Source organism: Roseibium sp. QJM3NY_11 (assembly GCF_056173175.1).
This window is the reverse complement of the sequence record NZ_CM149660.1, coordinates 1,441,487-1,465,508: the sequence shown is the minus strand read 5'-3', so window position 1 is coordinate 1,465,508 and position 24,022 is coordinate 1,441,487. Positions and strand designations below refer to the sequence as shown.

The window sequence follows — 24,022 nt, the reverse complement described above, 5'->3', positions numbered from 1 at the left end:
GGTGACATCGAGGAAACACCCCAGCCAGTGTCTTGGTATCGGCATGCCTCCATGCACGCCTGCTTGCTGACATCAGCTCGTTTTATGGAAACCGGGCTACCAGGGTCTCACCACCCGCGTCTCCGGAAAACACAGGCAAAAGGGGTGTCACCCCGGACGCAGCGCAGCGGAGATCCGGGGCCTACTCGTTTCCAGAGACGCTGAAGAAAACCATAGCAGCGCAGCGCCCGTTACCGGCTTTGCCGCAAGCGGCCCGGCGAGTAGGCCCCGGCTCTCCCTCCGGTCGGCCGGGGTGACATCAAGAAAACACCCCAGCCAGTGTCTTGGTATCGGCATGCCTCCATGCACGCCTGCTTGCTGACATCAGCTCGTTTTATGGAAACCGGGCTACCAGGGTCTCACCACCCGCGTCTCCGGAAAACACAGGCAAAAGGGGTGTCACCCCGGACGCAGCGCAGCGGAGATCCGGGGCCCACTCGTTTCCAGAGACGCTGAAGAAAACCATAGCAGCGCGGCACCCGTTACCGGCTTTGCCGCAAGCGGCCCGGCGAGTAGGCCCCGGCTCTCCCACCGATCGGCCGGGGTGACATCGAGGAAACACCCCGCCCAGTGTCTTGGTATCGACATTCCTCAATGCACGCCCGCTTGCTGACATCAGCTCGTTTTATGGAAACAGGGCTACCAGGGTCTCACCACCCGCGTCTCAGGAAAACACAGGCAAGAGGGGTGTCACCCCGGACGCAGCGCAGCGAAGATCCGGGGCCCACTCATTTCCAGAGACATGAAGCAGTTCGCTGTCGCCGTCCGGTATCAAACCGGCATTCCAACACGTTATGACATGAGCAGGCCCCGGCTCTGAGCACTGCCTGGCCGGGTGAAACTGTAGAAGGAAAGTCACTCCACCAAAAATTGTGTTCAGCCGACTACCGAGATTAGATTTATGGAACTGAAGCACTCGCAACGACAAGCTTACGATACCTTATTTCGTCTACATCCTCGCAAGCCGGATGAATGGCACCTTGTATGTGGGTGTCACCAACGATCTTGGTCGACGGCTGGAAGAACGTCGCTCCAGAGCCGCTGCTGGATTCACGCGCAAGCATGCGGTCCAAAGGCTTGTCTTCGCCGAAAGCTTCAATCAGATCGACGAAGCTATCGCAACGGAAAAACGCCTGAAGAAATGGCGACGGTCCTGGACAATACAACTGATCGAAAAGGCCAATCCGGATTGGCACGACCTCTTGGCGCCTTGACCTCCGATGTCACCCCGGCCAAGCGCAGCGCGGAGCCGGGGCCTACTCGTTCCCAGAGCGTCGGTTGGTTGTTTGCAGATTCCGTCTCACCCGGTCAGATCCCGATACAAGCGGCACCGCGAGCAGGCCCCGGATCTCCCTTCGGTCGTCCGGTGTGACACACTGGGTAAGGATTTCAGTTAATGCCCACCTAACCTTGCCTTGTCCTGCCTCGCCGTCCCGGCCTTGAGCCGGGACCTTTCTTGCATTTTACACCGCTTGACCCCGGCGCGAAGTCCATGTCGGCGCCATTTTTGGCCATCCGGTCGCTGTAACAAGACCGCAAGTTCACCCCATCGCCCAGGGGCCGTGGTAGCCGCTGCCGTCCTTGTCGGTGCGTTCAAAACCGTGGGCGCCGAAGAAGTCGCGCTGGCCCTGCAGCATGTTGGCGGTGGAGCGGGCCGTGCGCATGATGTCGAAATAGGACAGCGCCGCGGACAGCGCGGGCACCGGGAGGCCGTGCAGGGCCGCCTGTGCCACCACCTGGCGCAGGCTCGCCTCGGTTTCCTTCAACTTTTGCGAAAAGAACGGCGCCAGCATCAGGTTGCGCTCCGCGTCATCGGCAAGCGCCGACGACATGTCGTTGAGCATGGCGGAGCGGATGATGCAGCCGTTGCGCCAGATCCGGGCGATCTCGGGAAGCGGCATGGCCCAGCCATATTGCCGGGCGGCTTCCAGGATCAGGTCGAAGCCCTGCGCATAACAGATGATCTTGCCGGCCACGAGCGCTGCCTCCAGCGCGTCGATGGTGACCGCTTCGCGGTCGATCGCGTTGGGTGCCGCACCGAACGCTGCCTCGCCCGCCTTGCGCTCGTCGAGGCGCGCCGACATGTTGCGCGCCGCCACCGCAGCCTCGATCGCACTGGCCGGTGTACCCAGCATCAGGGCCTCGATCGCGGTCCAGCGGCCCGTGCCCTTCTGGCCCGCCTTGTCCAGGATGATATCCAGTATCGGCCTGCCGGTGTCCGGATCCGCGGTTCCGGCCACCTTGCCGGAAATCTCGATCAGATAGGACTGCAGGATGCCGCCGTTCCATTTTTCGAAAACACCGCCGGTCTCCGCCGCCGACAGGCCGAAGCCGTCGCGCATGACGCCATAGACCTCGGCAATCATCTGCATGTCCGCATATTCGATGCCGTTGTGCACGGTCTTGACCAGGTGCCCCGCCCCGGCTTCGCCGAGATAGGCCGCGCAGGGCTCGGAGCCGTGCTTGGCGGAAATCGCTTCGAGTATGTGCCCGACCTGGTCCCAGGCGTCTTTCGCACCGCCGCCCATGATCGACGGGCCGAACCGGGCCCCCTCCTCACCGCCGGAAACGCCGATGCCCATGAAACGCGGACCGTGTTCAGCCGCTTCCGCGGCGCGGCGGTTGGTGTCGTGGTAATTGGCGTTGCCCGCGTCGATGATCAGGTCCCCGGCATCCAGCAGCGGCCTGAGCGCCGCGATCTGCGCATCGACGGCTTCGCCCGCGGGCACCATCAGGATGACCGCACGCGGCGGCTTGATCGAAGCGACGAAGGCTTCGAGCGTCTTCGACGGTACGAGCTTGCCCGCGAGATCGCCGGCTTTTGTGACGAACTGGTCGGTCTTTTCCGCCGTCCGGTTGAAAACCGCGATCTGGAACCCGTGCTCGGCGATATTGAGCGCCAAGTTCCCGCCCATCGTGCCGAGGCCGATCAGGCCGATTTCAGCAGTCGCACCCTGAGAACTCATGAAAACGCCTTTCTCAAATCGATTAATGTCTGGTGCGGGGGTGATAGCGGACCGGGATGCATCCGGCAATGCTCGCATTCGGGCGAATGCTGCGAAGTGTCCCGGCACAGGCCGCTATACGGGAACGCGCGATTCAGCTCATTCGGCAGGGTTCGGTACTTTTGCCGGGCAGGTAAAAAAAATCTGTCACACAAGCCTGTTACCGGAATGGCTATCCGCAACCCCCTTCCGCGGTTCCGCGCAAAGGATCTGTCATATGAAAAATCTTCTGATTGCAGCCGGCCTCCTGGCCGCCGTGTCATCATCGGCTTTCGCCGGGGATGTTTCCGGCAAGCTCGTTGTCTACACGTCCCAGCCGAACGCGGACGCCCAGGCGACCGTCGACGCCTTCACCGCGACGCATCCGGGCGTCGAGGTCGAGTGGGTGCGCGACGGCACCACCAAGATGATGGCCAAGCTGCGCGCCGAATTCGAGGCTGGAGCCCCCAAGCCCGATGTCCTCCTGATCGCCGACATGGTCACCATGGAAGGCCTGAAGCAGGAAGGCCGCCTGATGGCCCATGAAGGCGCCGATGTGTCCGCCTACGATCCGGCGATCATGGACACGGACAAGAGCTACTTCTCCACCAAGCTGATCACCTCGGGCATCGTCTACAACACCAATGCACCGATGAAGCCGACCTCCTACAAGGATCTGCTGAAGGAAGAGGCCAAGGACAAGCTGGCAATGCCGTCGCCGCTGACGTCCGGCGCCGCGACCATCCACATGGCCGCCTTGACCGCCAACCCGGACCTCGGCTGGGCCTATTATGAAGGTCTCGCCGACCAGGGCGCCAACCCGAAGGGCGGCAACGGCGGCACCTACAAGGCGATCGCCGGCGGCGAGAAGCTCTACGGCTTTGTCGTCGACTTCCTGCCGATCCGCGAGCAGCTGAAGGGCGCCCCGGTCGCGTTCGTGTTCCCGGAAGAAGGCGTTTCCGCCGTCACCGAACCGGTCGCGATCCTTTCCACCACGCAGAACCCGGATGCGGCCAAGGCCTTTGTCGACTTCCTGATTTCCGAAGACGGCCAGAAGCTCGCCGCCTCCCAGGGATACCTGCCGGCGCATCCGGATATCAAAGCTCCGGAAGGCTTCCCGGCCCGCGACCAGATCAAGCTGATGGCGTTCGATCCGGCTGTGGCCCTGGAACAGGACCAGGCCAACAAGATCAAGTTCACCGAAATCTTCGGCGGCTGATCCGCTCAAGGCAACCAAGCCGGGCAGCGCGGCATAGGCTGCGCTGCCTTTCTCTCACTTCGGACGTCATTCTGGACTAGCGCGGCACAAGCCGCGCGTCGATCCGGAATGACGTTCCGAATATTATAGCCGAGTCCAGTGCAGTCCTCGCAGCTTTCCGAAAAATCAACTCTTCTGCTCCTTGTTCTCGGCGCCACGCTGATCTGCGGGCTGCCTCTCCTGCTGCTGTTCAGGACCGGGCTGACAAGTGACGCCGGGCTCGATCTCGGACCGTTGCTCGAGGCCGTCCAGAGCCGGTCGGTGCAACGCGCGCTCTGGCACTCCATCGAAAGCAGTTTTCTGTCCGCCCTGGGCGCCACGGCGCTCGGCACCCTGCTCGCGCTTCTCGTCGGGCTGACGGACATCCGGGCCAAGGGCCTGCTGGTGTTTCTGATCCTGCTGCCGATGATGATCCCGCCCCATGTGACCGCCATCGCCTGGATCCAGGCGCTCGGTCCCGCCAGTCCGGTCCTGCGCTGGCTTGGTCTGGCACCGGAGCTGGGCTCCACCCATCCGCTTTATTCCCGCGAAGGCCTGGTGCTGCTGCTCACCCTTCAGCACAGCCCGCTGGTGTTTCTGCTGGTGCGCGCCGCACTGCGGTCTCTTCCAAGAGAATTGTCCGATGCCGCCCGCGTTTCCGGAGCCGGGGCGGTCCTGATGCTGCGCCGGATCACCCTGCCGCTGCTGGCCCCGTCCCTGCTGGCGGGCTTCGCGCTTGCCTTTGTCGCCGCGCTCGGAAATTTCGGCATCAACGCATTGATCGGCATTCCGGCACGCTACACCACGCTGCCGGTGCTGGTCTGGCGGCGGCTGGCGAGTTTCGGGCCGGATGTCCTGCCCAATGTCGCCGTGATCTCCGTGATCCTCGCCCTGGTCGCGCTTGGTGCCATTGTGCTGCAAAGCTTCCTGCAACGGCGCATGCGCACCAGCCTGATCGGACTGCCCCAGGCGCCGCTGGTTCTTTCCCTGGGCAGAAAGCGCCCCTACGCCGAAGCGTGCCTGTGGGCGTTCGTCGCGTCCGTTCTGTTGCTGCCGGCCGCGTCGCTGCTCGCGACCGCGCTGGTCCAGACCTACGGCCTGCCGCTGTCTGCGGCCACCCTGACCCTGGACAATTTCACCGAAGTGCTCTGGCGCCAGTCGGTCACCTTGCGCGCCTTCGCCAATTCCACCTTCATCGCCGGCCTCGCCGCCGGTGTCATCGCCCTCGCCAGCCTGTTCCTGGGCTACTTTCTTTCGCACCGGCGTGCCGGTCACCGGCGCTGGGCGGGACTGGTGCTGACCCAGTCCGAAATCGCCTTCGCCGTGCCCGGCCTGGTCATGTCGATCGCCTTCATCCTGGCCTTCATCCGGCCGCTGCCCGTGCTGAATGTCTCGCTCTACGGCACCCTCTGGATCATCGGGCTGGCCTATCTGTCGGTGTTCATGGCCGTCGGCCTGAAGCCGGTCGCCGCCGCCTTCCTGCAGATGGACGGCGCCCTGGAGGATGCCGCCAGGGTCTCCGGCGCCGGCTTTTTCCGCCGCATGCGGACAATCTTCGCACCGCTGGTCGCACCGTCGGCCGCATCCGGCGCCATTCTGGTCTTCCTGACGGCCTATAACGAGATCACCGTGTCGGCCCTGTTGTGGTCCACCGGCAACGAGACCATCGGCACCACCATCTTCAACTACGAGGACGGCGGCTACACCACACTGGCAGCGGCCATGTCCGTCGTGGTGGTCGCCGCGACTGTCCTGATCATGCTGGCAATGAACACCCTGGCCGGCCGGGTCCCGGCGGGGACGGTTCCCTGGAAGGATTGAAAAGCAGCGGTAGACAACCGGTGTCATCCCGCACGCAGCGAAGCGGAGATACGGGACCCAGGACTCCGTGCGCTGTACTTCTTGTCCGGCGCAATTCGATAATCTCATTCCTCCCGGGAGTCCTGGGTCTCCGCTTTTGCGGAGATGACACATTGGAGTGTGTCCCTACCCCGGCTGCTACCTCGGCAGCACCCACCCGCGCAGAACGGTGAGCCGCAGCAAGTCACCCGGCGCTGCCTTGCGAGGCATCGTCATCATCAGGGGCTGATCGAGGCCCTCGACCGAGACGAAAACCTCCCAGTGGCCGCCGCGATAGATGGTCCGCGCAACGCGCCCTTCAAAGCCGGTCGCTCCGGTGGCCAAAACCACATGTTCGGGACGCAGAAGCAGCGTGGCCGGACCGGGTGCGGTCCCGTCCGGGCAATCCACCTCCACGGTGACGTCACCGAAGCGGATCACCGCATTGCCGCCATCCACCTGCTCCACCGTGACCGGAACCAGCGAACTGCGCCCGATGAACCCGGCCACCCGTTTCGAGTTCGGCCGGCGATAGAGCGTGTCGGGATCGCTCACCTGCAGGATCTCGCCGTCCCACATGACGGCGACCTGATCGGCCAGCGCCATCGCCTCGCGCTGATCATGGGTGATGAACAGCGTGGTTGCGCCGCTGGCCTTGTGAAAGGAGGCGAGTTCCTCTTCCATGGCGCTTCTGAGATGCGGGTCCAGGTTGGCGAGCGGTTCGTCCATGAGCACGGTGGCGGCCCCTTGCGCCAGGCAACGCGCCAGAGCCACCCGCTGGCGCTGACCGCCGGAGAGTTCCGCCGGCTTGCGCTGCACGAAAGGTGTCAGCGCGACGGTCTCCAGGCACTCGGCCACCCGGGCTGATACAGCGGACCGCCGCTTGCCCAGGGTTTCCAGGGGAAAGGCAACATTGCCGGCAACGCTCATGTGCGGCCACAGCGCATAGGACTGGAACACGACGCCGACCTGCCGGTCTTCGGGAGCCAGGTGAAATCCGTCACGGGCGACCGGCAATCCGTCCAGCAGGATTTCACCCTGATCGATCGGCTCCAGTCCGGCGATTGCCCTGAGCAACGTGGACTTGCCACAGCCCGACGGCCCCAGAACGACAAAGAAACTGCCCTCCTCGATCGACAGGGAAATGCCGTTCAACGCCCTGTGCGGACCGAAAGATTTGGAAACGGAGGCAAGCTGGATGGACATGCTTTCCGGTAGCGCCCTCCTGTGACAGCTTCATTACATTGTCATAATTTACGATAAACACATTCATCGCAGGCGCAACAGCAGATCGACTTCCTCTTCCAGCGCCCGGCCATAGGCGCGCGCTGCCGGCGCGTTGCTGTGCATCAGGGTCTCGTGCCGGAACAGGCAATAGGCGGCGAAGCACCAGTGATAGGCGCCGCGCTCCTCTACAAACCGCCCGACCGTCGTCTGATCCGGATAGTTTTGCAGGAACAGGTCCTCTACGTGGGCGACGAGCGGATGCAGGCCGTACAACGTGGCAAGACCGGGTGACACGAAACAGGCGATGTCCTCGACCGGATCGCCCAGTCCGGCGAACTGCCAGTCGATCAGGCGCGCACCGTCCGCCGTCGCCTGAATGGTCCCGAGGCAGAAACTGCGGTGCACCAGCGCGCGCGCGACCTGCCTGCGCTTTACTGCGGCTTCGGCAGGCCGCAACCGTTTCAGGTTCGCCGCCTTGCGGCTGTCGGGGATGGCCGCCAGCATGGCATCGCCGCGCTGCAGGACCTCGTGATAGCCGGCCGGCGTGGTCTGGTGACCGGGCACCGGCTCCGACAGCGCGGCAAACCGGCCGATCAGGTCGGCGACCTCGCCGATGTCGATCTCGTTGTCCAGCGGACTTGGATAGCCATAGACCAGAAGCGGCGTTCCGGCCGGGCTTTCCCCGAACAGTTCCAGGTCGGGAGACAGGTCGTACCGGGCCAGCACGGCGAGCGCATCGGCTTCCTGCCGGGGCAAGGTCGGGTAAAGCGGATTGTTCTCGCTTTCGGGAAAGAACTCCTTGACGACATAACTGCGCCCGGGAACGTCAAGGCGCCAGAACCGGCAGGTGTAGGCCACCGGCAACGGGCGCAGACGGGCCCCTGACCAATCCGGCACCGGCAGCCGCACTTTCAGAAAATCGAACAGGTCTGCATCCGAAAGCTGTGCGTTCACGCCAGATCCTCAAGTGTCGTTTCTCCTGTTCTGATCACCCCGGCAGGCCTGTCCGTCAAGCCAAACTTTGCAATGCTCCGGTGCCTGCGGCCCCCACTGGCGCAGATGTCGGAGACGGAGCACTGCTGGTCGTTCTGGGACCACCCGGAAAATCGTCTGCTTCCGCTAGGGTGTGGGTTACCGGGCCGGGCCCGTGTTCAGCGGCCAGGCCTGGCCCTGATGCAACATGGCGGACCAGACAATGACGGACATGGAGACTGCATCCCCGAGAGCGGCAGCCGAAACGCAACCCGCACGCCGCGGCCGCCGGCGCAGGGGGGGCGACAAGCAGGCCCCGGACCTGTTTCCGCAAAAACCGTTCAGACAACCGCGCCACCTTTTCAAACCGCTGGAAGCCGTTTCCGCAGACGAACTCGAGGCCATTCACAATGCCTCCATGCGTGTCCTGGAGGAGATCGGCATCGATTTCCTGCATGACGACGCCAAAGCCATGCTGAAAGCCGCGGGTGCGGACGTGAAACCGGGCGAGGACCGCGTCCGCATGGACCGCGCCATGGTCGCGGAGCTGGTCGCGAAGGCTCCGTCCGAATTCACCCTGCGCGCCCGCAATCGCGCGCATGATCTGCAGATCGGCGGCAACGCCATCGCCTTTTCCTGCGTCGCCAGTGCCCCCAACGCGGTCGACCGGGACGGTGGACGGCGGCCCGGCAACCAGGAGGATTACCGCAACTTCCTGAAGCTCGCCCAGTTCTTCAACATCATTCACTGCGTGATGGGTTACCCGGTCGAGCCGGTCGACATCCATGCGTCCGTTCGCCATCTCGACTGCGTTGCCGACATGCTGCGCCTGACCGACAAGGTCTTTCACATCTATTCACTGGGCCGCGAACGCAACCTCGACGGCCTCGAGCTGACCCGGATCGGCTACGGCCTCTCCCCCGAGGAGTTCGTCAGGACGCCGTGCGTGGCGACGGTCATCAACACCTCCTCGCCACTGCGCCTCGACACCCCGATGCTGCAGGGCCTGATCGAGATGGCCAAGGCCGGGCAGGTCTCCATCGTGACCCCGTTCACCCTGGCAGGCGCCATGGCCCCGGTGACGGTCGCCGGTGCGCTCGCCTTGCAGAATGCGGAAGCCCTCGCGGGCATCGCCTTTGCCCAGATCGTCCGCCCCGGCGCCCCTGTCGTCTATGGCGGTTTCACCTCCAATGTCGACATGAAGTCCGGCGCGCCCGCCTTCGGCACCCCGGAATACATGAAGGCGGCCATTGCGGGCGGACAACTGGCCAGGCGCTATCATCTGCCCTACCGCTCATCCGGGGTCTGCGCGGCCAACACCGTCGACTATCAGGCCGCGCTCGAGACAACCCTGTCGGAATGGGGTGCGATCAACGGCGGTGCCAACATCATCAAGCACGCCGCCGGCTGGCTGGAGGGCGGTCTCAGCGCCGGCTTCGAGAAATTCATCACCGACATCGACCTCCTGCAGAAGATCGCCGAGTACCTGACACCGCTCAACGTCTCCGAGGAGGCGCTCGCGGTGGATGCGATCCGCGAGGTCGGCCCGGCCGGACATTTCTTCGGCACCCAGCACACCCAGGACCGCTACAAGGAGGCGTTTTACGCGCCGATCGTGTCCGACTGGCGCAATTACGAGACCTGGGCCGAAGCCGGCAGCCCGACCGCCCACGACAAGGCCAACCGGCTCTACAAGAAGGCGCTCGAGACCTATCAGCCCCCCGCCCTTGACCCGGCCATCGACGAGGAGATCACCGCCTTCGTCGACCGGCGCAAGGCCGAAGGCGGCGCCCCCACCGATTTCTGACTTTCAGGCAGAAGAACGAACAGACCCGTCTTTCAGAAAACGGGATTTCCGGAGCGCATTTCATGAAAACCCATACGCAGGTTGTTGTCATTGGCGGCGGTGTTGTCGGCTGCAGCGTGCTTTACCACCTGACCAAGCTCGGCTGGAAGGATGTGACCCTGGTCGAGCGCGACGAGCTGACTTCCGGCTCGTCCTGGCATGCGGCCGGCGGCTTTCACACCCTCAACGGCGACCCGAACGTCGCCCAGTTGCAGAGCTACACCGTCGATCTCTACAAGGAGCTGGAGGAGGTCTCCGGCCAGTCCTGCAGCCTGCATCTCACCGGCGGCGTCATGCTGGCAGATACGCCGGAACGCATGGATTTCCTGCGCCTCGCCCAGGCCAAGGGCCGCTATCTCGGCATGGACCTGGAGCTGATTTCGGTTGCCGAAGCCAAGACCATGTTCCCGATCCTCGACGAGAAACATTTCATCGGCGCGCTCTGGGATCCGATCGAGGGCCACCTCGATCCGTCGGGCACCACCCACGCCTATGCCAAGGCGGCCCGCGTCAACGGCGCCACCGTCCTTCGCCACACCAAGGTGGAGGAACTGGTGCAGACGCCGGACGGCACCTGGGACGTGATCACCGACAAGGGCACCATCCGCGCCGAGCATGTGGTCAATGCCGGCGGGTTGTGGGCGCGCGAATGCGGCCGCATGGTCGGTATCGAGCTGCCCGTGCTGGCCATGGAGCACATGTATCTGCTGACCGACGAGATGCCGGAAGTGACCGCCCACAACGAGGCGACCGGAAAGGAACTGATCGGCGTGCTCGACTTCGGCGGCGAGATCTACACCCGCCAGGAGGGCAAGGGCGTGCTGCTGGGCACCTATGAGCAGAACTGCCGCCCCTGGAGTCCGCGCGAGACGCCCTGGGATTTCGGCCACGAGCTGCTGCCGCCCGACCTCGACCGGATCGCCCCGGAACTGGAAGTCGGTTTCGAGCATTTTCCCGCGCTGCAGAACGCCGGCATCAAGCAGATCATCAACGGCCCCTTCACCTTCGCGCCCGACGGCAACCCGCTGGTCGGCCCGGTCCGCGGCCTCAGAAACTATTGGGTCGCCTGCGGCGTCATGGCCGGCTTCAGTCAGGGCGGCGGCGTCGGCCTGACGCTCGCCAACTGGATGATCAACGGCGATCCCGGCTATGACATCTGGGGCATGGACGTCGCCCGCTACGGCTCCTGGGCGACACTCGCCTACACCAACGCCAAGGTTCAGGAAAACTACCGCCGCCGCTTCCGGATCCGATTCCCCAACGAGGAACTGCCCGCCGGGCGCCCGCATCAGACCACCCCGCTCTACGATCGGATGATCGCGCAGGGCGCGGTGATGGGCGACAGCTGGGGCCTGGAGACCCCGCTCTGGTTCGCGCCAGAGGGCGCGGCGGCCGAAGACGTCGTCTCCTTCCGCCGCTCCAACGATTTCGACGCCGTCGGCGCCGAATGCCGTGCCGTGCGCGAAAGCGTCGGCATCACCGAGATCGCCAACTTCGCGAAATACGAGATCACCGGGCCAGGTGCGGAAAGCTATCTGTCTCACCTGATGACCAACACCATGCCGAAGGTGGGCCGCATCGTGCTGACGCCGATGCTGAACAAAAACGGCAAACTGATCGGCGATTTCACCATCGCCTGCGAGGACAGGGAAAAATTCTTCATGTTCGGCTCTTCCCAGGCCGAAATCACCCACATGCGCTGGTTCGAGCAGCACTTGCCCCGTGACGGCTCTGTGACGATCCGGGCCATCAACCTGGCCTGGGTCGGGCTGTCCATCGCCGGCCCCAATGCGCGCAAGGTCCTTGCAAAGGTGACCGGCGACGATGTTTCCGGCACCGCTTTCCGTTTCATGGATTTCCGCGAGATCGATGTCGCCAATGCGCCCTGCAAGGTCAACCGCATTTCCTACACCGGCGACCTCGGCTTTGAAATCTGGATGGCCCCGGAATACGAACGCCAGGTCTATGAGGCACTGATGGACGCGGGCGCTGAATTCAACATCCGGAATTTCGGCATGCGCGCGCTTCTGTCCCTGCGGCTTGAAAAGAACTTCGGCACCTGGTTCCGCGAATTCCGCCCGATCTACGGCCCATTCGAGGCCGATCTCGGCCGCTTCGTGAAACTCGACAAGGCCGATTTCATCGGCAAGGCGGCCGCCCGAAAGGAATTCGACGAAGGCCCGAAGCGTCTGCGTGTCGCCTTCACCGTCGATGCCTCGGATGCCGATGTCATGGGCGACGAACCGGTCTGGCACGATGGCAAGGTGATCGGCTGGATCACCTCCGGCGGCTATGCCCACTTTGTCGAACAATCGCTGGCGCAAGGCTACATACCGGCGGAACTCGCCAGAGAACTCGGCGAAGGCGCTTTCCAGATCGAGATCCTGGGCGAGCGCCGCAAGGCCACCATCCTGACCGAACCGCCGTTCGACCCGAAGGCGGAACGCATGCGGATGTGACTCTGGAGCAAGTGGCCGATCCTTCGAGACGGACCTGACGGTCCTCCTCAGGATGAGGACGAATTTTCTCCGCGCCTGTACGCGCCTTCAACACAGCCTCATCCTGAGGAGCGAGCTTGTTCAGCGGGACCTTATTTCAGCCGGATGATCTTTGCACCAAGGTGACGAATGTAGTCGTCCTGGTTGGCGATCACCACCACGTTGGTCTCACGCACCTCGGTCTGCTTCAGTTCAAGCGGCGTCTTGCCGTCCGGATTGACGATCACCTTGCGTGTCGGCGGCAGGCCGCGGAATACCAGCACGCCGGCCTCCTTGGTGACGATGGCACCATAAGCCTCGTCATGGAGAATGCGGACCGTTCCGCTTTCCGCCTGAGCGGCGACACCTGCCGCAAGAGTGAACCCGGCAGCGGCGATCAGGGATTTCAGGACCAGTCTCATGGCACGTCTCGCTGTTAACGTTTCATTTACCATGAATCGTAACCGCTCGTTAACCTTTGCACCAGCCGCCTGGCGGTTTTGCGCTGTTGAAAGGCGAATTATGGTTAATGCCGGGAAAGGCCCCGGACCGGCACAGACCTCCGCAACGGCGCGTCAGGCAGTTCCGGAAGTTCCGGAAGTTCCGGAACTTCCGAAGGATGTGCCCAGACCCAGTTCCCGGAAACACTCTTCGACATGCTGCGCAAACGCGTGGGTCGCCTTGCCGGCTTTCGCGCGTTCGCGCATGACGATGTGATAGTCGCCGATTTTCGGCAGCCCGTGACGCGCGTCCAGAACCTGCAAGGGCGGCTGGACGACGCTGGCGGGAAAGGGCGCGACCGCGAGGTCGGCCAGCAGCGCGGCTTCCTGTCCGGCACTGTGAAAACTGGTGTAGGAAACCCTGTAGGGCTTCTGGACATCGTCCAGTGCAACGCGTGCCGCGCGCCGCCACGGGCAGCCTGGCGTCGACACGGCCAGCGGCAGCGGGTCGCGTTCATGGGCAATGCCGCCTTCCAGACCCACCCAGACCAGGGGTTCGGTGAAGACGATTTCGCCGCCGCGCGAAAGTCCGGTTCCCGGACGCGCGGTGAACAGCACCAGATCCAGCTCTCCCTTCTTCGCCTTTTCGTCGAGCATCGGGCTGCCGTCCAGATGCACATCCACATTGACCCCCGGATGGGACCGCGCGAAACGCGACAGGATGTTGGGCAGAAGACGGGTGCCGAAGTCGGACGGCGCACCGAAACGCACCTGACCCTCCACCTCGGGTGACAGGAACAGAGACACCGCCTCTTCGTTCAGCATCAGGATGCGTCTTGCATACCCAAGCAGGGCTTCCCCCTCGGGTGTCATCCGCACGGACCGGCCTTCCCGGACGAAAACGGCAACTCCCAACATGGTTTCCAATTTCTTGACCTGCATCGACACGGCCGAAGGTGTCCGGCTCACGAGCTCGGAAGCCTTTGAAAAGCTGGACGTTTCCGAGATCACCACAAATGTGCGGTACAGCTCGAGATCGATCAGCGGCATTCCGGTACCGGGCAGTTTTTCCATGAAATGGCCTTACGGAAGGTGAGTTCAATTTTTTTGATCGAATAGATGAATACTATTCGTTTGATTGAAAGGCAAGATAGGCACATATGGGTGTCAAGGGGCCTGATCGAACAGCAGTGGCCCGCCCGTCACCAAATCAGAAAACTCAGGATTGGAAACGCCATGACCTATCTTGCACAAGCGCTCGGCACAAACCTCATGGGGCTGGTGCACGGCAACAGTGCCGCGCATCTGGCCCGCATGGAAGAGGCTCTTCGCCTGCGCGAAGGCGCCAGAAAACAGGGTTCCGCCCGCTGATAGGCGGAGTTCGCGCGATCTAGGCCAGGACGGAATATCCCAGGCCTGCGGCCTCCCTCTCCATGGAGAGGAGACCGGTATAGTCGCCGACGTCAAGTTTCGAGAAGCCGCGGATGCCCAGGCGTTCGCGGCTTTCTTGCGTCTCCGGCCCGGTCAGGACCGCGTCGACGGTGTCGGCGATCAGATCCGCTTCCCGGTCGGTAAAACGGAGCGAGGTGATCAGCGGCAAGCCCGGCACGGAGGCCGTCCGGCCGATCGGCCGGAGCCGCGCCGTCAGATCCGGCACCTCCCGGCAGGCAAGCCACCAGCAGACCGCATCGATGCAGGCGATGTCCGCTTCCTGAGCCACGACCGCCCGCATCGATCCCAGATGACTGCCACTTGCGACCACGTCCGAGAAAAACCTGTTCTCGTTCTCGCTCCCGCCCCCGTCCCGTCCCCGGAGCCCGGCGACCGCATGCCGGAACGCATTCATGCCCGACTGGCTGTCTGCCCCGTTGTAGACCGCGCGACGGCCGCGCAGGTCCTCAAGGCACCGGTGAGAACTTTCGGCGAAAACCACAAGCTGGCTGCAATAGGTGACCCCGTCACAGCCGGGCGCAGAATAATGCGGCGCCCCGAGCAATCGGACCCTGCCGGCAAGGGCATGGGTCAGCGGGTAGCCGCAGGTCTGGGTCAGCAGGAGATCCGGGTCTGTCCAGACCTCGACCAGCTCGGCGTTTTCCGGCCGCTCGCGAAATCCGGAAGGATCAAGATCCAGAACGGCGCAGAGCGCGCCTTGCAGCGCGCGCTCGAGCCGCAAGGTCTCCGCCTTGACTTCCGGCCAGTCATACATCGGCAGCCGGACCGGCAGGAACCTCCGGCCGGTCAAGGCGCGGCCTTCGCCGCATCCCGGGGATCACGGTCCTGCCTGTGCCGGATCGGATGGACCACCGGCTCCTTCACCTTGAAGAGGAAGTGTCTCGCCAGCTCGAAATAGGTGGCATAGACGTAGCCGCCATTGCGCCGCTGCCAGTCATCGCGCGCCGCGCGGTAGAGTGCCGGCAAGCGGTACCATGGCATCCTCGGATAGGCGTGGTGGACCACATGAAGATTGTTGTTGAGGAACAGGAGCGAGAACAGCGGGCAGAACTCCACGATGATGGAACGCGCCTCGGCACGCTCGTGAGCACGGTGTTCGGCAAAGGTCCGCAGCATCAGCAGGCTCATGGCCGGATAGGAAACACCGGCCAGATAAAGCCACAGCGGCATCTCCGCGACAAGGGTGACAAACACCAGGACGGGAACCGCCCCCGCAAGGTGATGCAGCCAGGCCCGCAGCACGGCCCGGTCGCCGGCCAGGATCATCCGGATCTCGGCGCCCAGAAAGCCGACCATCGAAACGACGGGCCCGAGCAGCAGGCGCCCGAGCAGCACATTGTTGAGCGTCAGCACTGCCCGGATCGGCCGCGGCAGCTTCTGCCAGTCCGCCCAGGCGAGATAGAAGCTTTCCGGGTCGTCGTAAGGATCCGTCAGACGGTCGTTGTTGTGGTGGCGCAGATGCAGTGACTTGAAGCGGCGGTACGGGATCCAGAGACCGAACGAACAATAGACCAGCGCCTCGTTCATGGCCGGCGAACGGGTCGGATGGCCGTGAAGCACCTCGTGCTGCAGGGAAGATTGCAGCGTGACCGCCAGGGCGGCCAGGGGACAGACAATCCACCCTCCCAACTCCGTATAAAAGCCAATCACCAGAATCCAGGTGGCCGACGTGGCCAGGACAAGAGCCAGTGTCGGCCATTCGCAAGTATTTGCGCGTGGCACATATTTCTCCAAATATTTGAAAACACGGCGAAAACCGAATGGTGTCGCGACTATGGGCGTCCTGCCGGCAGAGCGCAAAGGGAACCTTGGGAACAAATTCCACAAATGATACCAAATTCATCTATTTGACTAATTACTTAAACAGATGACGCTTCTTGCCCCCAAATATGGCCTTTGATCAAACCGCGATGGCCGGAACACGACATCGACTGGCGTTTTTGGTTCTGGACAAACCCGACCTCGTCTCCTGTTCTGGGACCCTTGTGAACAAGGACAGTCCCCATGCCCCTGCCGACCGAGCCCGACCGCCCCTACGACGCCATTATCATCGGCGCCGGGATCATCGGTTGCGCCATTGCCCTGTCGATGACACGCAAGGGCTACCGGACCCTCAACATTGATGCGCTGCCCGCCGCGGGCTACGGCTCGACATCGTCATCCGCGGCCGTGATCCGGACCTATTATTCCACCCTGGACGGCACCGCGATGGCTCTGGAGGGCTATCACGACTGGTCCGACTGGCGCTCTTGCCTGGAGGCTTCGGCGGAAGAGGAAGACGGCCTGGCGCGTTTCATCGAGACCGGCACCCTGGTCATGAAAACCCCGGCGGACAATCACCAGAAACAGGTCCTTGAACATGCCGACACCCTGAAAATCCCCTACAGGCACTGGACCGCCGACGACATCCGGAACGCCTTGCCGGGCTATGATCTGACCTGCTTCGCCCCCGCTAGAACCATGGACGACGATGCCTTCGGCACGCCGACGGGCGGCGCACTTCAGGGTGGCGTGTTTTTTCCCTTTGGCGGCTATGTCGACGACCCGCAGCTTGCGGCGCGTAACCTGAAGGACGCCGCAGCCCGGCGCGGCGCGGATTTCCGCTTCAACACCAGGGTTGTGAGCATCCCGGTCACGGCCAACCGCGTCACCGGTGTGGTCTGCGAGAGTGGCGAGACGATCAGGGCCGGCATCGTGATCAACGTCGGCGGCCCACATTCGGGCAGGATCAATGCCCTGGTGGACGGCGCTCCCGGCGTCAGGATCGGGCACCGGCCCCTGCGCCAGGAAGTGGTCCAGATCAGGCCGCCCGAAAGTCTCGGCTACTCGCGCCAGGGCCTGATCGTCTCGGACAACGACATCGGCTGCTACGTCAAGCCCGGCAGCGGCGGCCAGCTCATGATCGGCAGCCAGAACCCGTCCTGCGATCCCCATCTGGAAATGGATCCCGACGACTTTTCCAGGGACCTGACCGACCGCGCCCTGACCTATGCCTACCGGTTTTCGCAGCGCCTGCCCGGCCTCGGCGTGTCCCAGCATCCCGTCGGCATCGCCGATCTCTATGACGCCACCGACGACTGGCTGCCGATCTACGACCGCAGCGACATCGACGGCTATTACCTGGCAATCGGCACCAGCGGCAACCAGTTCAAGAACGCACCGGTCGCGGGCCGCCTGATGGCCGATCTGATCACCCGGTGCGAAGACGGTGGCGACCACGACCGGGATCCGCTGCAATTCCGGCTGCGCCATGTGGACCACACGCTCGACACAGCCACATTCTCCAGAAAACGGGAGCTGACCAGGCAGAGTTCATTCTCCGTGCTGGGGTGAGCCCCGGCCCGATTGCCTCTTGGTCGAATCGCACAAATCGGGGTAAGCAACCGGGGAACGTCCCAAAGGAGCTTTTCCGTGGCCTGGTCCCCTCAACAAGACGACGCCCTGAAGGAAACCGCCGCCTGGCTCAAGCGCGGCGACCGGCAAGTGTTCCGTCTGTTCGGCTATGCCGGAACGGGCAAGACCACACTCGCGCGTCATCTGGCTGAAGGCATCGACGGCAACGTCTGTTTCGGTGCCTTTACGGGCAAGGCCGCCCATGTCCTGCGCCAGAAGGGCTGCGCCGACGCCGGCACGATCCATTCGCTGATCTACCGTCCGCGTTCCGCCAAGGAAGAGGAAGACCGCGGCGACGACGAAGAGGACACCGGTCCCCAGTTCGCCATCAAGCGCGACAGCGCGGCGGCGACCGCCAGCCTCATCGTGATCGACGAATGCTCCATGGTCGACGAGGATCTGGGCAAGGACCTTCTGTCCTTCGGAACGCCTGTGCTGGTGCTGGGCGACCCGGCACAGTTGCCCCCGGTCAAGGGCGGCGGCTATTTCACCGAAGCCGAACCGGACGTGATGCTGACGGAAGTTCACCGTCAGGCCCAGGACAACCCGATCGTGCGCATGTCCATGACCATCCGCGACGGTGGCCAGCTGGATTATGGCACCTTCGGCGAAAGCAAGGTCATTCAGCGCAGGGACATCGACAAGGACCAGATCCTGGCCGCCGACCAGGTTCTGGTCGGCACCAACAAGACACGGCGCCTGTACAACGGCCGCATCCGCGAACTGAAGGAATTCGCGACCCCGATGCCCGCCGTCGGCGACAAGCTGGTCTGCCTCAGGAACGACAAGACCAAGGGGCTCCTGAACGGCGGCCTGTGGACGGTCAAGCGTCTGCGCCCGCCGCGCGGCAACACGCTCCGGTTCGACATCGTTTCCGAGGACGAATTGTCACGAACCGCCGTCAAGGTGAAGGTGTTGCCGTCGATGTTCGAGGACGGTGCCGAAAGCATCCCCTATGCCATTCGGCGCAAGGCAGACGAGTTCGACTACGGCTACGCGCTGACGGTACACAAGGCCCAGGGCTCGCAATGGGACAGCGTCGTGCTGTTTGACGAAAGCTGGGCCTTCCGCGAACACAAGAGCCGCTGGCTTTACACGGCCGTGACCCGGGCAGCGGAACAGATCATTGTCGTAAGATAGGCTTGGCCTGTGCCTGGGTCTCTTCCGGCATCACGGCGTTACAGGTCGGAATGACCTCGAGGCAGGTATCGATGAAGGCTTTCATGTCCGGTTCGCTGATACCGCTGCGCCCCAGAATGGCGATTGCCGAAAACTGCCCGTCCAGAAAGATCGCCAGCCGATCGATCTCGGCATCGGCCGGCACGTCCCCCGCCGCAACAGCCTTGAGCAGACGTGTGCGGATCGCTTCCAGACGCGACTCGACCAATCCCTGCACCATTTCCTTGTGACGCTCCGAGCCATACCGGCAGTCGATCACGGTATTGACCAGAAAGCACCCCGTCGGCGTGGTCTCGTCCAGCGTCAGATCGGCGACCGCTCCGAAGAACGCCCTGAGATCATCGACCACATGCCCGCCGCCCGGTCCAAGCTTTTCGAAGATCGGGCCGCCATAGGCGTTGAAATAATGCATCAGGGCCTTTTCGAACAAGGCTTCCTTGTCACCGAAAGCGGCATACAGACCCGGCTTGGCCATGCCGGACGCTTCGGAAAGATCCGTCATCGACGTTGCGGCATATCCGTTCTGCCAGAACGCGATCATCACGTCATGGAGTGCATCACCCGGGTCGATTTTTCTGGGTCGTCCCCGTGCCATGCGTCGAGTCTCCTGTCAGCAAACCGTTTGAACAACGGCGCACTGTCGAATGGATGCCTTGGGCCCTGGCGTCAGACCCCAAGTGAAATCGTGAAGTTGGAGCTCAACAATAACGACGTTTTCGCGACTGTGAACACATTTTTCGTTGCAGTGCGTTCAAGATTCCGGAAAATTCAACCATAGGAGGCAAATTTCCTTTCGGGAAGCCGCGGCATCGATACGGGAACATGTTTGCACCCGGTTCACACAGGTCTCCCAATGGGGCCGAGCGGCCTGAAAAGCTGCGAAATTTGTCAGTGGACGGGACCCGCACTTGCCTTTCCCGTCTCCTTGAGGAGGCGTATCTTCTGCGGTCCGGATTTCAAACCTGAAAGCATCTGCGTCCATGGACATCGTCACAGCATCCGAACCCAAGCGATCCGTTTCCCCCGATGAGACCGCCTTGCGCATCGCGCAGCGGATCGCCGATGAAATCGGCTGCAAGAGTGGACAGGTCAATGCCACCGTCCAGCTGATCGACGAAGGCGCGACCGTGCCGTTCATCGCACGCTACCGCAAGGAGGCGACCGGAGGCCTCGACGACACCCAGCTGCGCAAGCTGGAAGAGCGGCTGATCTATCTGCGTGAACTGGAAGACCGGCGCGTCGCCATTGCGAAGTCCATCGATGAACAGGGCAAGCTGACCGACGCACTGAAGCAGGGCATTCAGGCGGCGGAAACCAAGTCCCAGCTCGAGGACATCTATCTTCCCTACAAGAAGAAACGCCGCACCAAGGCCCAGATCGCCCGCGAGGCGGGACTGGAACCCCTGGCTGACCTGTTGCTGTCGGATCCGACCAGGGACCCGGAAGCCGAAGCCGCCGCCTTTTTCAACGAAACCGCAGGCATTGCCGACACCAAGGCCGCGCTGGACGGTGCGCGCCAGATCCTGATGGAGCGCTTTGCGGAAAATGCCGGACTGGTCGGACGCCTGCGCAGGCACATCGAGGAGCGCGGCATCGTCCAGTCGAAACTGATCGACGGCATGGCCGACAAGGGCGCCAAGTTCGCCGACTATTTCGACTATTCGGAAAAATGGTCGAAGATCCCGAGCCACCGGGCTCTGGCCCTGTTCCGCGGCCGCAATGAAGGCATACTTTCCGTCGATCTGACCGTCGACGCCGACAACGTCTCTCCGGTTCTGCCCGCCGTCAGGATGGTCGCCGACACCTATGCCATCGCCGATCGGGGCCGCCCCGCCGACAAGTGGCTGATGGAAGTCGCGCGCTTCGCCTGGAAAGTGAAGCTGGCTCTGCACCTGGAACTCGACCTGATGGGCGTGCTGCGCGACAAGGCCGAGGAAGAGGCAATCCAGGTGTTCGCGCGCAACCTGAAGGATCTGCTTCTGGCCGCCCCGGCCGGCGCCACCTCGACGCTCGGCCTCGATCCCGGCATCCGCACCGGCGTCAAGGTGGCCGTGGTCGACGACACCGGCCGTCTGGTCGACACCGCCACCATCTATCCGTTCCAGCCGCGCAACGATATCTCCGGCTCCCGCGCGGTGCTTCAGGCGCTCATCGCCAAACACAAGATCGGCCTGATCGCCATCGGCAACGGCACCGCCAGCCGGGAGACCGACAAGCTGGCCACCGATGTGCTGGCCGACATTCCCGCCGCGCAAAGGCCGGTCAAGGTGATCGTCAACGAGGCCGGCGCATCGGTCTATTCCGCCTCCGAGCTCGCGTCTGCCGAAATGCCGGATGTCGATGTCTCCCTGCGCGGTGCGGCGTCGATCGCCCGTCGCCTGCAGGACCCGCTCGCCGAACTCGTCAAGATCGAGCCGAAATCAATCGGCGTCGGCCAGTACCAGCATGACGTCAACCAGACCCGGCTCGCCCGCGCGCTCGACGCGGTTGTCGAGGATGCGGTGAACGCCGTCGGCGTCGATCTCAACACTGCCTCCCCGGCCCTGCTGTCGCGCATTTCCGGCCTGTCGGACAGCCTTGCCCGGGCCGTCGTGGAACACCGCGAAGAGATTGGCCGCTTCGACAGCCGGTCCCAGCTCAAGAAGGTGCCGCGTCTCGGCGCCAAGGCCTTTGAACTCTGCGCCGGTTTCCTGCGCATCAATGACGGCAAGGAACCGCTCGACGCTTCTTCGGTGCATCCGGAAGCCTATCCGCTGGCCAAGCGCATCGTGAAGGCTTGTGGCCGCGATGTGCGCCAGATCATGGGCGACGCCTCTCTCCTGAGTGGCCTCGATCCGGTGGAGTTCACGGACGAGAAATTCGGTCTGCCGACGGTGAAGGACATCCTCTCGGAGCTTGAAAAGCCCGGCCGCGATCCGCGTCCGGAATTCAAGACCGCGGCCCTGCAGGACGGCGTCGAGGAAATCGCGGACCTGAAACCGGGCATGAAGCTGGAAGGCACGGTCACCAATGTCACCAACTTCGGCGCCTTCGTCGATGTCGGCGTTCATCAGGACGGCCTGGTGCATGTCTCCCAGCTCGCCGACCGCTTCGTCGACGACCCGCACAAGGTCGTCAAGGCCGGTGACATCGTCAAGGTGACCATTCTGGACGTCGACGTGCCACGCAAGCGCATTTCCATGACCATGAAGTCCCAGGCCGATTACCAGGAGCAGCGCGAACGCACCCCGCAGAACCGGGGCGGTCCGGGAGGACGAGGTGACGGCGGACGCGGTCCGGGCGGAAAAAGCCCCGGCGGCAATGCTCCACGCGGCGGTCCCGGCGGCGGAAAATCCGGCGCACCGAAATCGTCCGCCAGCGACGGCGGCAACAACGCCATGGCGGCCGCCCTTGCGGCGGCAATGAACAAGAAGAAGTAACAAGGACGCAACACCGACCGCCGCTTCGCTCCCCCTCCCGGCAGTCACCCCCACCCCAATCCCCTCCCCACAAGGGGGAAGGGTCGAGACCGCCGATCCGCTTGGTCCTTCACACCTGTCGACCTGCGAAGATACGCAAACAGAATTGGGGAAACCGATGCCCAATCCCCCTCCCTCTTGTGGGGAGGGGTTAGGGGTGGGGGGTCTGTTTCTTTGCAGGGCCGCCGTCAGAACCTGTCCGCCGCGAACGGCGCCGGATCGACCGTCGGTGTCTTGCCCTCGATCATGTCTGCGATCATCTCGCCGGTGATCGCAGACTGGGTCAGTCCGTGGTGAGCATGGCCGAAGGCATAGAAGATGCGGTCGTGGCGGCTGGCCGGGGAAATCACCGGCAGGCTGTCGGGAAGGGATGGACGGAACCCCATCCAGCGCTTGCCGCCCGCCGTATCGAGGTCCGGGAAAAACAACCGCGCTTTCGTGGTCATGGCGTCGACGCGGTTCCAGTTCGGCGGAAGATCGAGACCGCCGAACTCCACCGCGCCGCCGACGCGCAGACCCGTCGACAGCGGGGTCATCACGAAACCGTGGCCGGGCAGCATGATCATGCGCTTCACCGAAACACCCGGTTCCGGCACGGTGATGTTGTAGCCGCGTTCGGTATCGAGCGGGATCTTGTCACCCAGCCGGGACGCCAGTGTTTTCGACCAGGCGCCGCAGGCAATGACAACCCGCTCCGACGCGATCCGGCCGCCGTCCTTCAGCACCAGATCGCACCCTGCCGCGTTCGGCTGAAGGCCAGCCACCTCGCCGACCGCGAAGACCACGCCCTGGCCGCGCAGCCAGTCGGCGAGTGCGAGGCAAAGCTGCTTCGGCTCGTCCACCTGCATCCAGCCCGGCACCAGCGCGCCCCCGACGACCCGTTCGGACAGATCCGGCTCCAGTGCCCGCAAGGGCCCCGCATCAAGTTCCTCGACCTCGATCCCGTAGAGACGCTGTTCCGCCCAGCGGCCCCGCGCCCTTTCAAGGCTCGACAGCGTATCGAAAAGCTGCAGGCAGCCGTCCCTGCGGACCTGGTTGTGGGTGCCGGACACGCGCCACAACCGCTCCCACGCCGGCACCACCGCGCTGTTCAGGTCCACCAGCGCCTCGGTGCTGCGGGCCACGCGCCGCGGGTTCGAGGCCGCCATGAACCGCAGCATCCAGGGAAGAATTTTCAGCGCATAGGCGGGCCGCACCGTCAGGGGTCCGAGCGGGTCGGCAAGCCATTTGAGTGCCTGCTTCCACAGTCCCGGCGAGGCCATGGGCGCCACGTCCGTCCAGGCGATCGCCGCCGCATTGCCCTGGCTGGCACCGGCCGCCGGCCCTTCCCGGTCGATGATCGTGACCTCGTAGCCGCGCTGCACCAGGCTTGCCGCTGTTGCCAGTCCGACAATCCCGGCGCCGACCACATGGACCTTTGCCTTGCTCATGAACTTTGATGCCCACCCCTGCCTGAAATCGAAACCCGGGTCAGCGTCC

Annotated in this window: 18 protein-coding genes; 9 read left to right on the top strand and 9 right to left on the bottom strand. The window is 63.5% G+C overall.

What is annotated here, in order from left to right; all coding sequences use genetic code 11:
- Nucleotides 1–1,007: 1,007 nt before the first annotated feature.
- Complete coding sequence (locus tag AC0VX3_RS06695; protein WP_475524046.1) at nt 1,008–1,253, top strand: GIY-YIG nuclease family protein; 246 nt, start codon at nt 1,008–1,010, stop codon at nt 1,251–1,253.
- A 327-nt stretch (nt 1,254–1,580) separates the two neighbouring features.
- Here AC0VX3_RS06695 and gndA read toward each other — a convergent pair whose 3' ends face one another.
- Nucleotides 1,581–3,005, bottom strand: a complete 1,425-nt coding sequence (gndA, locus tag AC0VX3_RS06690; protein WP_475524045.1) for an NADP-dependent phosphogluconate dehydrogenase — start codon at nt 3,003–3,005, stop codon at nt 1,581–1,583.
- Nucleotides 3,006–3,261: 256 nt separating this feature from the next.
- Between gndA and AC0VX3_RS06685 the strand changes: the two genes are divergently transcribed.
- Together AC0VX3_RS06685 and AC0VX3_RS06680 are read left to right on the top strand one after the other, a co-directional pair.
- A complete protein-coding gene (locus AC0VX3_RS06685) occupies nt 3,262–4,242 on the top strand; it encodes an ABC transporter substrate-binding protein (protein WP_475524044.1) in 981 nt (326 codons plus the stop codon).
- A gap of 138 nt (nt 4,243–4,380) precedes the next feature.
- Nucleotides 4,381–6,081 carry an ABC transporter permease gene (locus AC0VX3_RS06680; protein ID WP_475524043.1) on the top strand — a complete coding sequence of 567 codons (1,701 nt, stop codon included), beginning with the start codon at nt 4,381–4,383 and terminating at the stop codon, nt 6,079–6,081.
- Between the two features lie 177 nt (nt 6,082–6,258).
- Here AC0VX3_RS06680 and AC0VX3_RS06675 read toward each other — a convergent pair whose 3' ends face one another.
- Both AC0VX3_RS06675 and AC0VX3_RS06670 read right to left on the bottom strand, forming a co-directional pair.
- Nucleotides 6,259–7,305: an ABC transporter ATP-binding protein gene (locus AC0VX3_RS06675; RefSeq protein ID WP_475524042.1), complete on the bottom strand. Its 1,047-nt coding sequence runs from the start codon at nt 7,303–7,305 to the stop codon at nt 6,259–6,261.
- A gap of 63 nt (nt 7,306–7,368) precedes the next feature.
- Nucleotides 7,369–8,280, bottom strand: coding sequence for a phosphotransferase (locus AC0VX3_RS06670; protein ID WP_475524041.1), 912 nt, complete (start codon nt 8,278–8,280; stop codon nt 7,369–7,371).
- Nucleotides 8,281–8,506: 226 nt separating this feature from the next.
- Here AC0VX3_RS06670 and AC0VX3_RS06665 point away from each other — a divergent pair, with 226 nt between their 5' ends.
- Nucleotides 8,507–10,105 carry a trimethylamine methyltransferase family protein gene (locus tag AC0VX3_RS06665; protein ID WP_475524040.1) on the top strand — a complete coding sequence of 533 codons (1,599 nt, stop codon included), beginning with the start codon at nt 8,507–8,509 and terminating at the stop codon, nt 10,103–10,105.
- Between the two features lie 62 nt (nt 10,106–10,167).
- A complete protein-coding gene (locus tag AC0VX3_RS06660) occupies nt 10,168–12,603 on the top strand; it encodes a GcvT family protein (RefSeq protein ID WP_475524039.1) in 2,436 nt (811 codons plus the stop codon).
- Between the two features lie 131 nt (nt 12,604–12,734).
- Here AC0VX3_RS06660 and AC0VX3_RS06655 read toward each other — a convergent pair whose 3' ends face one another.
- Both AC0VX3_RS06655 and AC0VX3_RS06650 read right to left on the bottom strand, forming a co-directional pair.
- The gene (locus AC0VX3_RS06655) at nt 12,735–13,043 is read right to left on the bottom strand and encodes a hypothetical protein (RefSeq protein ID WP_342892931.1); all 309 of its coding nucleotides are present in this window, start codon (nt 13,041–13,043) and stop codon (nt 12,735–12,737) included.
- 153 nt (nt 13,044–13,196) lie between these two features.
- Nucleotides 13,197–14,135, bottom strand: coding sequence for a LysR substrate-binding domain-containing protein (locus tag AC0VX3_RS06650; RefSeq protein ID WP_475524038.1), 939 nt, complete (start codon nt 14,133–14,135; stop codon nt 13,197–13,199).
- Between the two features lie 162 nt (nt 14,136–14,297).
- Between AC0VX3_RS06650 and AC0VX3_RS06645 the strand changes: the two genes are divergently transcribed.
- Nucleotides 14,298–14,432 (top strand): hypothetical protein, encoded by a 135-nt coding sequence (locus tag AC0VX3_RS06645; RefSeq protein ID WP_348151732.1) that lies wholly within the window; start codon nt 14,298–14,300, stop codon nt 14,430–14,432.
- Between the two features lie 19 nt (nt 14,433–14,451).
- Here AC0VX3_RS06645 and AC0VX3_RS06640 read toward each other — a convergent pair whose 3' ends face one another.
- Together AC0VX3_RS06640 and AC0VX3_RS06635 are read right to left on the bottom strand one after the other, a co-directional pair.
- Nucleotides 14,452–15,303 (bottom strand): phosphate/phosphite/phosphonate ABC transporter substrate-binding protein, encoded by an 852-nt coding sequence (locus tag AC0VX3_RS06640; RefSeq protein WP_475524037.1) that lies wholly within the window; start codon nt 15,301–15,303, stop codon nt 14,452–14,454.
- Entirely contained in the window at nt 15,300–16,235 is a 936-nt protein-coding gene (locus AC0VX3_RS06635; protein WP_475524036.1) for a fatty acid desaturase, read from the bottom strand. Before AC0VX3_RS06635 ends, AC0VX3_RS06640 begins: the two co-directional genes overlap by 4 nt.
- A 282-nt stretch (nt 16,236–16,517) precedes the next feature.
- On the opposite strand from AC0VX3_RS06635, the gene AC0VX3_RS06630 reads away from it, so the two are divergent.
- Both AC0VX3_RS06630 and AC0VX3_RS06625 read left to right on the top strand, forming a co-directional pair.
- Nucleotides 16,518–17,846, top strand: a complete 1,329-nt coding sequence (locus tag AC0VX3_RS06630) for an NAD(P)/FAD-dependent oxidoreductase (RefSeq protein WP_475524035.1) — start codon at nt 16,518–16,520, stop codon at nt 17,844–17,846.
- A 78-nt stretch (nt 17,847–17,924) separates the two neighbouring features.
- Nucleotides 17,925–19,046, top strand: a complete 1,122-nt coding sequence (locus AC0VX3_RS06625; RefSeq protein WP_475524034.1) for an ATP-dependent DNA helicase — start codon at nt 17,925–17,927, stop codon at nt 19,044–19,046.
- Here the strand turns inward: AC0VX3_RS06625 and AC0VX3_RS06620 are convergent.
- Nucleotides 19,030–19,680: a TetR/AcrR family transcriptional regulator gene (locus tag AC0VX3_RS06620; protein WP_475524033.1), complete on the bottom strand. Its 651-nt coding sequence runs from the start codon at nt 19,678–19,680 to the stop codon at nt 19,030–19,032. The two genes, AC0VX3_RS06625 and AC0VX3_RS06620, sit on opposite strands and share 17 nt — an antisense overlap.
- 385 nt (nt 19,681–20,065) lie before the next feature.
- Between AC0VX3_RS06620 and AC0VX3_RS06615 the strand changes: the two genes are divergently transcribed.
- Nucleotides 20,066–22,504, top strand: a complete 2,439-nt coding sequence (locus tag AC0VX3_RS06615; RefSeq protein WP_475524032.1) for a Tex family protein — start codon at nt 20,066–20,068, stop codon at nt 22,502–22,504.
- Between the two features lie 227 nt (nt 22,505–22,731).
- On the opposite strand, the gene AC0VX3_RS06610 is transcribed toward AC0VX3_RS06615, so the two are convergent.
- Nucleotides 22,732–23,973, bottom strand: a complete 1,242-nt coding sequence (locus AC0VX3_RS06610) for an NAD(P)/FAD-dependent oxidoreductase (protein WP_475524031.1) — start codon at nt 23,971–23,973, stop codon at nt 22,732–22,734.
- Between the last annotated feature and the right edge of the window lie 49 nt (nt 23,974–24,022).